This window comes from Methanobacterium aggregans, from assembly GCF_017874455.1.
Classification (GTDB): domain Archaea; phylum Methanobacteriota; class Methanobacteria; order Methanobacteriales; family Methanobacteriaceae; genus Methanobacterium_C; species Methanobacterium_C aggregans.
In genome coordinates, this window is sequence record NZ_JAGGLN010000006.1 from 84227 (window position 1) to 98566 (window position 14340).

10 protein-coding genes are annotated in these 14340 nt (G+C 35.8%); 4 read left to right on the plus strand and 6 right to left on the minus strand.

The features are described from left to right. Window positions 1–46: 46 nt before the first annotated feature. On the plus strand, window positions 47–1198 hold the full coding sequence (locus J2756_RS09775; protein ID WP_209585156.1) for a hypothetical protein: 1152 nt from the start codon (window positions 47–49) through the stop codon (window positions 1196–1198). 165 nt (window positions 1199–1363) lie between these two features. Here J2756_RS09775 and J2756_RS09780 read toward each other — a convergent pair whose 3' ends face one another. Genes J2756_RS09780 through J2756_RS09790 form a run of 3 tightly spaced genes read right to left on the minus strand, consistent with a single transcriptional unit; the run spans window position 1364 to window position 5462 of the window. Further along, window positions 1364–3520, minus strand: a complete 2157-nt coding sequence (locus J2756_RS09780; RefSeq protein WP_209585157.1) for a DEAD/DEAH box helicase — start codon at window positions 3518–3520, stop codon at window positions 1364–1366. Further along, complete coding sequence (locus J2756_RS09785) at window positions 3510–4757, minus strand: BREX system ATP-binding domain-containing protein (RefSeq protein ID WP_209585160.1); 1248 nt, start codon at window positions 4755–4757, stop codon at window positions 3510–3512. Before J2756_RS09785 ends, J2756_RS09780 begins: the two co-directional genes overlap by 11 nt. Window positions 4758–4766: 9 nt before the next feature. Then, window positions 4767–5462 carry a hypothetical protein gene (locus J2756_RS09790; protein ID WP_209585162.1) on the minus strand — a complete coding sequence of 232 codons (696 nt, stop codon included), beginning with the start codon at window positions 5460–5462 and terminating at the stop codon, window positions 4767–4769. A gap of 250 nt (window positions 5463–5712) precedes the next feature. On the opposite strand from J2756_RS09790, the gene J2756_RS09795 reads away from it, so the two are divergent. Next, on the plus strand, window positions 5713–8520 hold the full coding sequence (locus J2756_RS09795) for a hypothetical protein (protein ID WP_209585163.1): 2808 nt from the start codon (window positions 5713–5715) through the stop codon (window positions 8518–8520). 12 nt (window positions 8521–8532) lie between these two features. Here the strand turns inward: J2756_RS09795 and J2756_RS09800 are convergent, their stop codons facing one another. Then, window positions 8533–8958: a YkvA family protein gene (locus tag J2756_RS09800; protein ID WP_209585165.1), complete on the minus strand. Its 426-nt coding sequence runs from the start codon at window positions 8956–8958 to the stop codon at window positions 8533–8535. Between the two features lie 255 nt (window positions 8959–9213). On the opposite strand from J2756_RS09800, the gene J2756_RS09805 reads away from it, so the two are divergent. After that, window positions 9214–10428 carry a HEAT repeat domain-containing protein gene (locus J2756_RS09805; protein ID WP_209585168.1) on the plus strand — a complete coding sequence of 405 codons (1215 nt, stop codon included), beginning with the start codon at window positions 9214–9216 and terminating at the stop codon, window positions 10426–10428. Between the two features lie 246 nt (window positions 10429–10674). After that, window positions 10675–11643 carry a nuclease-related domain-containing protein gene (locus J2756_RS09810; RefSeq protein ID WP_209585170.1) on the plus strand — a complete coding sequence of 323 codons (969 nt, stop codon included), beginning with the start codon at window positions 10675–10677 and terminating at the stop codon, window positions 11641–11643. An 81-nt stretch (window positions 11644–11724) separates the two neighbouring features. On the opposite strand, the gene J2756_RS11535 is transcribed toward J2756_RS09810, so the two are convergent. Both J2756_RS11535 and J2756_RS11540 read right to left on the minus strand, forming a co-directional pair. Beyond that, the gene (locus tag J2756_RS11535; RefSeq protein ID WP_245316027.1) at window positions 11725–12834 is read right to left on the minus strand and encodes an ATP-binding domain-containing protein; all 1110 of its coding nucleotides are present in this window, start codon (window positions 12832–12834) and stop codon (window positions 11725–11727) included. Further along, entirely contained in the window at window positions 12831–14294 is a 1464-nt protein-coding gene (locus J2756_RS11540) for a UvrD-helicase domain-containing protein (RefSeq protein ID WP_245316028.1), read from the minus strand. The genes J2756_RS11535 and J2756_RS11540 overlap by 4 nt, the downstream gene beginning before the upstream one ends. Window positions 14295–14340: the final 46 nt, after the last annotated feature.

Below are 14340 nucleotides of genomic sequence, written 5' to 3' on the forward strand. Positions count from 1 at the left end.
ATATAAACACTTAAATCTTAGAACAGCTTAAAATCATGTGATTGACATGTATGAAGAAAATAATGCATATAATTCTGCAGCATTAGATGAAAATTTATTAGCTTACCTTGCAGGGGTTTATGAGTCCAGTGGAGGTGTATTTCTCCAACCCCAAAGCAGTATGATACTTTACATAAATGGGTATCATGACTATTTAGTGGCCATTAAAAACATTATAAATATGGATTCTAGTATTATTTCAACCCCTAATTGCCGTTTACATTTATATGGAGATTTAGCCTGTGAATTCTTAAAAAATGTGTACCCATATTTAATAAGTACCAGGGATCAGGCAAGATTACTAATTGAGTATGGAGAACATATCAAAGCTAGAAAAGGCTCTAGAATTGATTCGAAAGAGAAAAATTATCGTCTCGAAGTTGCAAAAAAACTTAAAAGTTCCAAATTCGAGAAGGGTATTGATCTGAGTTACGTGGATGAGTGGATAACCAATTACTTCATAGGATTTTTTGATTCCAAGGCCAAACTCAATATAAAGAATAATAATAATGATTATTGGCTCAACATCAGTTTAAACGTACAAAACGAAGAATTGGCTTTATTTTTACAAGAAATCTATGATATTGGCCATATTTATCAAGCAAGAAACTCTATTAAATGGGATTTAAACTATGGTGAAGCTTACGATCTTTTAAGGGATATCAATCCTTATTTAATTGGCAAAAGAAAACATTCTGAGATCTGTTTAACATTTCATAGATACTTTCAAGAGGCACAAAAACCTTTGAAGGATGAAGAAATTCAATTCATTGAAGGTTTAAAGGATGATCTTAAAAATTTGAAGAAGTTAAATTCCTCGAAGGGAAAAACTTCAAATGGAACTAAGGTACTTATGAGCCTAATGGTCTGTGAAGATCTTGTAGAATCCATGGATAAACTCATATCTAAATCAGAAAATAATTTAAATTACAATGGTATTGTTAAAAATTCAATAAGATATGTGAAGCTAAATGAATACAGGTTACGAAACTTCAAATCCAAGATATGTGAAAATAAACTGAAAAACCATCAGTTAGGTCTAAACCTTGAAAATGATTTAATTGAATTTGTTAACCAAAAATCTTCCAATCGTAGCGAATTTATCCGGACTGCAATGGAAATCTATTTGGAGGATATAAAACTTTTAAATGGGATATAATTACATTAAAATCAATTTTTTAATTTTTAATCTTTTCTAATTTCAACTTCTTCTTAATTTCAAGTTCCTTAACTTAACTGTTTTTTTATTTTATTGCTCCCATTATTTTTATCTCAATTAATAATCAACTTCAAATCTTATAACCCGACTTTACTCATCCAATCCTCATCTCCAATCCTTAAAATTGGTGGAACCAATGAGTTCAACTGAATTCTCACTCAGAAGCCTGATGAGATCCTCTGGACTGTAAAGAAGTTCCATTTTAAGCTTAGCATTGTCTTCATATGGCAAGTAGTTTATGAATTTGTTTTTAACGAATTTTCCAGTTTTTTCATGGATTAAGGTGCTTATTTCAGGTTCACTGAGTATATCCTTAACGTTGCCCATAAGCTCTTGAATCATGTCGAAGCTTAAATTATCCCTGAATTTGAATGATGAGTAGTAAGCACTATTTTTTATATCGTATATGTCATGATAAAGACTGAAAATGATGGATAAAAGTGCATTAACCTTTAAACCTGCAAATGTGTATATGTAAACCTGGTTTGAGTCTATTTCCACGGGAATTATTCCCTCTTTAAAACCCACAGAATCAGCATGTTCAACGTATTCATGGATCTTATCCTGTGAAAGTTCATCGAAAGTCTTAAGAATGTCTTCATCGTAGTTTCCAAGTAGAATCTCGTAGATCTTTCTACTTATCAAATGATCCACAACTGCACCTTCAGTGTACCAGTCTGGAACATTTCCCTTAGGTCCCCTTTGAACCTTAACATTGAATCTTTTGTGGTCTATGTCTTTGACTATCCATGGAACACCTCCTAGAATGAATTTAGTTCCCTTCTGGAGGAAGTGTACGACGAAAAGTAGATCCAGAGAACCTATATTCTTAACACCTTCCCTAACAGTGTACTCCATACTGGGACAGAACACACTGTAAAAGCTCATGAAGTTACGTCTCCCAAATTTCTTCTCGAAGTTGTAACCCAAACTCAGATTTCCATTCATGTTATGAACAAATTCCCTCTCTTCCATGCTTTCAATTATGGATTTAAAATCTTCTTTGCTTATCTTTGAGAACACGTAACTACTCTTTAAACTATTAAAGAGTTCGCCTTGTTTTATTTTACCCTTTTCAAATATTGAACTTAATATCTGATGAAAATAGATGTCTTTGGGTTTTTCTGGAATTTTAATATCCTCGATACGGTTTTCCATGATTAAACAGATCTCAGCCAGGGTTATGAAGATCTCCTCATCCCTCTTGTAAAAGACTATGGACTTTTGTTTATTGGATCTTCTTCCACTCCTTCCCACTCTCTGCAAAAAAGAGCTTACATTGTATGTGGGCCTGATTTGAACCACAATATCGATATTTCCAATGTCTATACCCAGCTCCAGGGTGCTGGTACTTATCATAAAGCCATCTTTAAGGTGCTTGAATTTTTTTTCACTCTCCTCACGTTCGTCACGATCGATGGAGGAGTGATGTATGTAGATATTGTTTATTTTAAGGGTTTTTCTCAGGAGATTGTAATATCTCTCAGCATCCTTCCTTGAATGGACAAATATGAGTATTTTCCGGCCAACGTACCTCTCTAAAACCTCACAAATATCTGTATCTGAACCACAGAGAACTTTGTAATCAAAGGGCCTTTTTGAAGGATCAGTTACGATCTCTGCAGGTTTATCTGGATTTAACCATTTAGAAACAGTTTCAGGATTTCCCACGGTAGCTGATAATCCCACAATTGAGACAGAATCGTTAAAATAAGCTTTCATTCGATTTATGATGGAGTTGAGTTGTGTTCCACGGTCAGATTCTACGAAGTAGTGTATCTCATCCACTATCACGTACTTCACATTCTTAAAAATCCTTTCCTTCTCTTCGGAGGATTTGTTCATGAAAATAACCTCAAGGGATTCTGGGGTTATTAAAAGTATGTCCGTTGGATTTTTAATGAATGCCTTTTTTTTAGTGCCCGGAACATCTCCATGCCATTTGGTAACTTCTAGATTGAAATGATTGCACCAGTTTTCAATTCTTTCGTGCATATCATTTATAAGGGCCTTTAGTGGGGATACGTAGATGACACTAACAGGTTCTAAATTGTTCGTGATGATATCATCGAAGATAGGAATGAGTACAGCTTCAGTTTTACCTGAAGCAGTTGGTGCAATAACCAAAGTATCATTCTTTTCCTTGATCACTGGAATGGCCTGTTCCTGAATGGGATTCAGGCTTTTCCACTTCAATCGATTCCCAAGGAAGCCCTTCATCCTGCTGTTTAAAAGTTCAACAGCAGAGTCGTTACCAGTCATCTTCTAACGCTTCTTCTAATTCAGTTTCCTTTTCTGCAAAGACCTTCAAGATATCCTTATCTGTGCTAAACTCTTCTGGGTTTTGTTGTACTGTATCCAGGACACTGACGAAGGATCGGATGAATATTCTTGGTGTGACTTTTCCTCCGGTTAATCCTGCATTTTCTTCGTGTGTGAGAACAATTTCCTCAATCATGGGACTTATTTTTTCTTTAGAATTCCATTCAAACACTTCTTCGTGCATGATCATAAGTCTTCCAGCTATATCCATAAGATCATCCTTTTCAAATCCTTCAAGGGTGAGGACAGGTTTTCTCAAATCCTTAAGCGAAGTATCCAGGGCATCTTCTATTCTATCGTAAAGAGCACCATAAGCTGGAACTCCCAACTTAGGATCATCAAAGAATTGAGGGGTTCCAGCCATTACAAAGAGAGTGTTTTGAAAGTTACCTAAACTACATTCATCATATATGTCCCTGATGTAGTTGTAAGCAGTATCTCTAAGTTTTTTTGTATGTAAGTTCATTATGTACTCTGTTTCATCAATCAGAATAACTAATCCGGAGTATCCAATGGATTTTATGAATGCTGCAAGTGCTTCTAAGAATTTGAAGGTGTTTTCACGGTCTATATCTCCTTTAACACCAAATTTTCTTTTCTCTGTGAAGGGTATGTTGGAGTCTCCCCTTAACCATGCTTGAGCATACTTTGCTGTTTCATAGTCACCAGCGTTCATGGCCTTTTGGTAATTTTCTATTGCAACCACGAATGGATTGGAATGTTCACGTGCAAGTTCAAGATCATTCTGCATATTTTCCGTAACGATCAAATTCTGTTTCACAGGGTCTGTTGTCTCATTGAATGCCATCATTTTGAGTTTGGTTATCCATCTCTCGATTATGTGCTCAAGGGATGTTCCTGTTTTGCACTTGAGATTTTTTGCAATGTTTTTGTAGACCACTTCAATCTTGTTGAATGGTATATCCCTACTTAATGTCACTTTAGAAACTACAAAATTATCCTCAAATGCCATCTCCTCAACAACCTTAAGGAAGAAGGATTTACCTGATCCATATTCTCCATTGATGAATTTAGTGATAGCTTTTCCTTCATCTACTTTTTTGAGTAAATATCTGAATTCTTCTATCTCATTTTCCCTACCAATGCAGACTTCTGATGCACCACTTGATGGAACATTCCCATTTTTCATAGCCATTATTATGTCTTCGTAATCCATAGACACCACCTACTCCAAACTTATGTAACTAAAATTCCTTTTTTTACCTAAACGACTGTATAAAACTACAAATTTATCAGGGTCCCGTGAAGCTTTATGTTTTAAACCAAGTTTCCAAACATTTTTAGCATAGAACTCTTCTATTTCTTCATAAGTTTTTGATATGCCATATTCATTTAGAAGTTTCTTTAACAATTTAATGAAAAGCTTAATTTCAAATTGGTTCTTTTGTTTTTCAGTTATACGGATAACATTGTATAATCCATTGATTGAATTTAAAAGGAAATCTTCCAGTGTAAATGACACATTCTCGAAATAAGCAGGATACTCCTTGGTCAAACTAACTTTACGAAGTATAGTTTTAAAATCATCCTCAGTTATCTCCCTATATTCTGCTTTAAAGTAACTTGCTGATTTATTTTTATCTGCAACAAATTCTAAATCATTTGCTATATTTTTGGCAACCACTGGATCCGTGAAATACTTCATTCCCTTGAGTTTTAATTTTTTTGGACTTTCATAATGATTGTAAAGTGATTTACCATCCTTGTAAGTTTCTTTAACCATGGTGTAAGCAAAGAAACTAATATTTTTCTGTTTATCAAGATCTAACGTTGAAAATAAAATAATTCTATCGTTGGGTTTGATATCTTTTAAAATCGTGCTGCGTTTTTTTTCAGCACCTAAGGTTTTTGAAGCATCCAATTGTTTCAACAAGCCTTTATCGAACTTATGGACCCAGTACCTAGGTTCATGAGATACATTTTCTTGGTCATTCAATCTATTTTGATTTATACTTCCCCCTCCCCTGAACGCGTCGATAAAACACAAATGTAATAATTTATTTACCTATATCTTATATTAAACATATTAATGATTAGTCCTATTATAAAATAGTAGGTCATTACAATTAACTCCTTAACATATTGACTCACAGATCATGAGAGATAATAATATGAAATTAAACGTCTTAGAAAATCCCAGTAGCATCAAAATAGCTGATAACAACTTTTTTAGATTATTAAAGGATTCTTCAGTTAAATTTGGTAGAATTAGTGTTATCTATGAATTTTTTGATGGTTTTGGAGTGCGGAATTTCCATGAAGATGTGAATGTGTACAGTTTAAAGGAAAAAAATATCTGGTTTTCACACACTCAAAAGGACAAAAGATCACTCTACGCATTTGGGCTTAATGAACCTAAACTGAATGATTCGAACCTTCCCCTTTGTGTTCTTGACTTTTCTATGGAAGGTTTAGAGAAAAACACCATTGCAACCTTTGCAGAAGATGATGAAAACAACCCCTTCGTTTTAATCAGGGTAAATTATCCTGAGTTAAGAGGAAGGCCATTCAATGGAGTTTTAATTGAAAAAGAAAGGATCAAAGTCCTGGAAGGTAACAAGAAGAGATACTTCATCAGTCTTGGTCAACTAGATAGTTCTAATTTTCTTGAAAATATTGAAGAGTTCCTTGAGGAGATGGATCGTATAACACCTACAGATTTGGATGATAACTTAGGATCAGAAAATACTGATAAAAAGGAAAATAAGGGTAGCTATTGTGTTTTATGTGGTAAAATATTACCTGAACTTGAAAAAACACAGTATCCTGAATTAAATCTTTTTCTGAATGAAAACCCGGATGTATGTCAAGATTGTTTGGAAGAACTTTATGCTGGTAGGGCCCTGAAGGATATAATGGAGTTAATATCCATAAAACTTTTCAACGAGAAAAGTCTCCTAAAAAGGGTGGATAATCCTGATCTCTTCAAATCTTATCTACACGTTTTAAAAAAACAGGTTATTGTTAAGGAGTTCACACGGGATGTTTACATCTTCAATAATGAAAAGGACGTAGATGAATTAGTCAATAAATATGCAAAATTTGCAGCTAAAAGCTTAGATTCAGATGTTAATTCAGATTCAGACGTTTCAAATGATTTAGATATTGATGCTTCTTCAAATTCCAATATTTCAGAAGATTTAACTTCAGAGGATGCTTCAGAAGACATAAATATAGATATTCCTTCAAATGATGATAATTCGAATGAAGATACACCTGTGGGCATAACTGATTCAGAGGATACCTTTTTAAATCCTGATGATTCAGATAAGTTGGATGGGAATGTTTCTTCAGATGAAACTGTTTCAAATCCTGCAGATAAAAAAGTATGTGAGTTATGCGGTTTGGAGTTACCCCTAGAAGATTTTTATAAATCTGATTCCTCACCTGATAATCTCGCAACGAAATGTAAAAAATGTGCTAGAAAGTCTTATGCCGTCACAGCTCTGGAGGAAATCAGAGAGTACACTGATCCAGATACCCCATTCAATAAAGAAGACCTCTTAAAGCAGTGTAACGACCGCATGAAGTTTCTGGATTATATCTGGACTTTACAGGAGTTTGATCTAATAAGTCAAGATGAAAAACAAGATTCGTACACCTTAAAGCCGGAAGAGGAATTAAATAGTTTCATAAAGAAATATGGTGATAAAAAGCCAGAAATAATTACATCAGAGATTGCAGAACCTTCTAAACAAAAACAAACAAAGAAGATAATAAAGGAATGTGAGATATGTGGCAAGAAATTACCAGTATCCCAATTCTATGCCTCTACAACATCTGAGGATGGTCACAATTCAAAATGTAAAGAGTGTTCTAAAAAATCCCATGCTATAACCGCTTTGGAAGAGATCAAAGCTTACGTTGAGCCAGATACTCCATTCGATAAAGATGATCTCCAAAATCAATTCGAAGATAGAACGAAGTTTTTGGATTACTTATGGACTCTACAGGAATTTGATTTAATAATCCATGATGAAAAATTGGATGTTTATGCTTTAAACTCTGAAGATAAATTAAATTCATTTATAGAAAAATATGGGGATAAACCTGAGGAAGAACAAGAAGAAACCGTAGAACCTGAAGCATTAAAACCTGAAGTACCACTCCCTCAAGTAAAAAATCCATATGAAAAAAAGCTTCTTGATGATGGGTTTAAGGAATGTGAATTATGTGGTAAAAGGTTACCACTATCTAATTTTTACAAATCCTCAACAACTGAAGATGGATACGTTGGAAAATGTAAGGAATGTTCAGAAAAAACCAATGCAATGAAAGCATTGAATGAAATCCAGGATTACGTTGAAGTTGGAAAACCCTTTGATAAAAGTGAACTATTAAAACAAATTGATAATCCTGTAAAGGTCAACTATTACATATGGACACTTCAAGAACAGAATCTATTGGAGTATAATCCAAAGACCGGAACTTACATCTTGGAAATAAATGACCAATTCAAAGCGTATCAAAATTTAGTGAATGAGACACCTGACAATAGATCAGATTCAGAAAAACCAGCAGAAGTCTCTGAGAAAGATTCTTCAACAGTTCCTAATGAAAAAGATCCTTTAAATGTTGTAGATGTTCCCGATGAAGATCTAACTCTCGAAGAAGAAACTTCCAAAGAAGAAGATTCAGTCTTAAGTCCTGTTAAGAAAGAAATCATCTATGTTTCAGATGACAATGGATCCCCTATCAATATCTTGATGAAGGGAATAATTGAAAATGAAAAAATAATGTCCACTTTAAATGAGTTAGGGCCTGTTATCTCTTCAAACGTAAAAAAGCTTCTCATAAACTGTTACATGGAAAATTATTCCGAGATAATGATAGATCTGGAAGTGAAGGATGGTTCCGTTGATGAACTATTGAGTTTCCTGGAAGGAGAAAATTGGAGTAACGTCAATTACAACAAATAAATTCCCTATTTTTTACTCCTTCAGTCCCACGTAACTCAGGATAATATCAGTTTTATCCTCAAGAACCTCTAAAGATTTCTCATAACACTCTTCAACCACGGATTCAAGGTTTCCTTCTCCCTTCCAATGCTTTTTTAAGCATTCATATCCTAATTCCTTTGCAATCCTCTTAATAACGTAGGTTGTGATGTAAATATCATCTATGTATCCGTATGGCCCGTATACCTGTTCTGGAATTATATCCATGGGCACAACGTAGTAGGCGATGGCAGCACTTATTCCAAGTCTTAACTCTTTACTGATACTACTTTCTTCAAGCATTTCAGTTAATAGTTTGAAAAGTTTAGGTCCATGATCAATGAATGAAGCATATTCACCTTGATATGATTCTAAGTTTTCAGATAGTACGTCATAGAAATCTTTAAATTGATTTTCCATATTTTTCACCTTTTAAAGATATAATCAATTATTCTATAGTATTATCTAAACTTAAATAAGTTTATTCCTTAATTTTTAACGATTCAGGTTTCATTTGGATGATATTCTAACACTTTTTCCAGAATTTTAATTGTTATTTAATAAAGTATTATGGATAAATTTCTTCTTTGTTAAAAAACAAGCTTCTCTGAAACTTATTAAATTTCCTATAAATTTATATCCTCCATCTGAAATATTACGAGTAGAGATGATCCTATGCCATACCTTATCTGCGAACAATGTAACGTCTACTATGAAGTTAATTCAGAGGAAGAAATCACAAAATTTGGTAACTGTGAATGTGGAAACCCCTTAAACTACTACGAATCCTTAGAGCTTTATCTGAAGGGAAGAGGGAAAATCAAAAGGCTTCCACAGCATGACAGTATAATTGGAGAATTACTGGATCTCTATGAATCAACCGTGCTTAAGATAATCCTCTACGCTGTTAAGGAACTTCCTAAGGATATGGCAAGGGGCAGAGTTGTAGTCTTTCTCAGGGGATCAAAATCCTCATTCATAGTGGATGAAAACCTGAACCAGCTGAAAACCTACTCAGTACTCTCAGGCATATCCCGGAAGAAGATGGATAAACTCATGGAGATCCTTGTTGAAAAGAAGTTTCTAAAAACCAGAACAGTGGATGAGTATCCAAACAACGATGTTGTATCATTAACTGATGAAGGCAACAGCTTCATATTCAACAAAGAATCATTGGATATGGGATTATTTGAAAACAAGAATGTTGATCTGATGATTGGTGTTGATGAGGAGCTTTACAGTAAACTGAGAAGCCTGAGAAATCGCATAGCAGAAGATATTGAAATGCCAGCTTACATCGTTTGTGCCAATGCACCACTCATTGAGATGGCAAGAAAAATGCCGGTCAAGCCTGAAGCAATGCTTTCAATCAAGGGTATTGGTAAAAAATTCATGGAAAACTACGGAGAAAGTTTTTTAAATCTTATCAGGGATTACAAATCTGGAAAAACAGTTCACATTCCTAATCATAAAAGAAAACCTCAGAAAAAGAATGAAAAACCATCTGAAATTCAGGATCCATTCGATTTTCACAACATAATCCTGAACGATCCTCGTAACATTATGCGAACCCATACAGCATTTCTTTTAGGTGAAACTAGGGACAGCAAACACGTTGATGTTTTATGTCAGGCAACAAAGGATGATGACGGCAATGTTAGACGTTTAGCTGCAGCTGCACTGGGCAAGATAGGGGACAAACGTGCTGAAGATGCATTGATAGATCTTCTGCAGGATCCGAAGCCTCAGGTACGGCAGTATGCAGCAACTTCACTTGGGAAGATAAAATCTAGAAAGGCATTACCTTACCTTAGAAAATTGGATAACGATCCAGTTGTTTATGTTCAGGAAAACGTGGAATGGGCCATCCAAAAAATAAGAAAGGATTAGATTGAGACTTTATGTAATTTCATATTATAAATCTTTTTTCAGTGAACTCAATTTATTCCTAATAGAGATTATATAAACTTTTTTGATTAACTAATTCTAAAATCTGAGTTTAATAAGGGGAAAGAAAGGGTTATTATTACTTCTAAACTCTTAATTATTACTTTTTATTATTTTTAAACAGATTAATGCCATTTAAATAGAAAATAATAAAAAATATAACTTTTTAATATAAAATTTGGGATTTGAATGGGCTACATGATCTGTGAAGAATGCAATGTTTATTATGAAGCTGAAGACGAAAGTGAAGCCGAGGACTTCCTTTGCGAATGTGGAAATCAACTTATTTACGTTGAATCACTAGAAGATTACTATGAGACTGATGATGATTACATTAGAGAACGAATGTCTAATGGTTTAACCCATACAGAGTATCATGCACTCAAACACCTGGCTGAAAAAAGGGAGGCAAGCAAACTATTCTTCACAGGATTATTTATCACTTCTGCAGGTTTAATTTTAGCGATATTCATCCATTTTATATTCTTAATTTTAGTACCCCTTGGCGCGGTATCTGTTTTGTATGGTGATCATAGGAAGCGAATTAAGGATGTTGAAGGTTACTCATGGATCAGGGGGTTGAAGGGTGAAAAAACAGTTTTTAAATACCTTGAAACCCTTCCAAAGGAATATTTTATCTTTAACGATGTTAAGTTGTATGAAAATAAAGGTAACATAGATCACATCGTTGTTGGTCCTAAGGGAATATTTGTTATAGAAACTAAAAATTACAGTGGAAGGTACTGTATAAAAGGAAATAAGTGGTTTTACTACAAAGATGGGGAATATAAAAAGTTGTACAGAACTCCTGCTTCACAAATTATAACCAACGCTGTTGATCTCAAAGAATTCCTTGTAATTAATGGGATTCCTGTCAGTGGATTGTGGGTAGGTGCAATTGTAGCTTTCATAAACAATGATTTCCGCGTAATAGAAAAACCAAAATTATACAAGGTTCTTCTGCCAAAAACAGTTCCGAAGTTTATTTTAAATTCCAAAAGAAAACTAGATAGAAAATTAATAAATAGAATTGTACTATTATTGGAACCTTACTCCACAGATATATCCGTAAGCCACAAGATAGATAAAAAATCAGAGTGTAATACTCACTTTTTTAAGAGGCTCAATTTAGGTATATTACATCGTAATCACAAGTAAAAATCAGAGGAAACTTTTCCTTTTTCAGAAAGAAAAATCCAATGCCCTACCTATTTTTTAAAAAAAAATCTGAACCCTTCTTCACCCAACCAACCTCAAAACCCCTTCCAATCTGTCAAAGGGCACTAATATTTCAGGTTCTTTGTCGTAGTGGTAGGAGTTGTACCTTGCAAGCCCAGTCTCCTCATTCTTACCGTTGTAGAAGTAACAGACATCATCCACATTTATGAAAAGGGGTAGAACTTCCAGATGATCCTTCCTGCTGCTCGTTGCCAGGTATAGTTTGCTGTTGTCCAGTGGAGCGTTACTGTCCAGGTTCATGGGCCTGAAGGGGGATCTGGTTGTCATGTACCTCTTAACTGTGTAACTGTACTCACCATTCTCCATGGTGCCCTGAACCGGGATCACCAGGAAGATGTACCTGTAAACATCCTGGAGAATATCCCTGACCTTGAAGAGATCCTTCAGGAGAACCTTGTATCTCTTCTGGTACTCATCCTCTGAAACACGTGGACCATGACCCTCCCACACGTTACGGTGCTTTGAAACTTCCTTGAGTAACATGACTAGTTCAAAATTTGATAAACTTTCCAGAAATTCAACCTTAGGATTTCCAAAGAATTTAAGGCAATTATCACGTCTGTAACTGTTTATGAGTTGGTTTCGAAGTATGGATGCCATGTTGTAGTAGAGGTTGTTCCAGATACCGAAGGATGGTTTTTCAAACCAGTCCTCACGGTACTCCTTCTCCTTTTCAAGGTAACTTGAAACTTCCCTTTCAAAGAATATCCTGTCCGATGCGAATCCACTGAGGATCAGGTTGAAGTTGAACTCTGAGAGGGCTTCAAAGAAGTTCAGAAGGTACTTCACCTTGTGCTCGTAGTTGAAACTGCTGACACCGGCCCAGAGTATGGAAGCCAGTGGATATGGTAGGGTTTCCATCCAGGCTTCAAGTTCGTACCCATCAAGATCCTCTTCAACCTCCTCCAGGATTTCATCTTCATCAAATTCTCCTCCAAAATCCCAGTACCTCTCATTTGCATTGAGGACTATGAGATTTTCAAGGGTTCGTGTCATGGCTGTGTAAACAATGGAATCCAGGTTTTCATCTCCAGCCCAGTCTGTGGGCACAAGCATGATAACATTTTTAGCCTCCCAGCCCTTGAATTTGTGTATGGTACTGATCCTCAAACGTCCATTACCTGAAACAAAGGTTTTCTTGTTACGCCACTTCTTACCTCAACGAAAACATGGTCAACATCAACCCCCATTCCCCTGAAGAAATCAACGAGTTCAATACCTGTACTGTTTTTAGGGACCAGTATAACGATTTCAGAGTTATCCTTAACTCCCAGCTTCCTTATGGTGTTGTAGGCTTCCATAACATCAGAGAGCCAGTTCCCCATCTGGATGTTCCTCCACTGGAAGATTTTAGAATCCTTGAGAAGTGTGGCCTGGGAGAAATCCATATGAACCGACTGATCAAGACCGTACTCTTCACTGAACCTGTTTGAAACCTGAGCTATCTCCTTTGGAAGTCTGTAAACAGTGTTCAACTCTGGCCATTTTCCCCTGAACTTCACCTTACCCTCAAAGTCCCCCATGTTGTCGATCCAGTTCAGCTCCCTATCGTAGACATTCTGTTTCTTATCACACACGAAGAAGAGTTCGTCACGTCCGTTCAAAAACTGTGATAGGAGATGGTACCAGTCCCATTCATAGTCCTGACCCTCATCTATGAGTATGGAATCGAATTTGAAATTATCAATGTCACGATCCTTGATTGAATACTCCACTATGAATGGTGCATCGTTTATATCATCCATTGGAACCATCAGCTCATTTAGAATGTCACGGCAGAACCCATGAAAGTGTCTGAAGGTTATGTTGGACCATTCAAAGTTGTAGGGTGTTTTATCCACGATACTCCTGATGTAGTACCACAAGGTTCTGTTGTAGGTGATGACCAGCACTTTATGACCCTCTGCAGCAAGTTGAGCTGCCCTGTAAGCCACAACCAGTGTTTTTCCACTACCTGCTGATCCTCTAAGCCTCTTATGTCCTGGCTGTGGTTTAGAACGTTTCTTCTGTTCGTCTGTTAGTTCAAGATCCGTACGTTTTTCCCTGTGGTAGGGTGGTTTCAGCCATGATTCAAGTTCATCTGCCCATTCACTCTCCATGAACTTGCTGGTTGGATATTCAACACCCGGCAGGATCTCACCCAGACCAACCTCATCCAAGTCATCGTAACCCCCAGCAGCAAGGTAAGGATATTCAGAGTACCTTTCACGAACCTCCTCCCCTCCAAGATCATGGACGTAAACCCCAATTTGAGTAACAACGAATATTTTGGAGTTAATATCCATCTTCTCAGCCATATCTGGTACCAGTTCCTGAATGATCTTGTTCCTGTAGTAATCAAGCTGTTTTTTATCCATTTCAGGGCTGACACTTTCTGATAAGCTCTCCATGACCCTGTAGATCATGAATCCTTTATCAGGGTTTAGGAGTATCAGATCTGGGTAGGATCCATTCAAACAGGGTTCAACAAATATCTTCCAGTTTTCAGGAATATTCCTGTCTAAAAAAGAAATTAAAGCTCTTTTTGCCGGGTTTAATCTATCTTCCAGCTCTTCCCATGAAGGATACATCCTATCTAAATCTATAAATGCCAGGCCCCCTACCTTTGTCTAATCT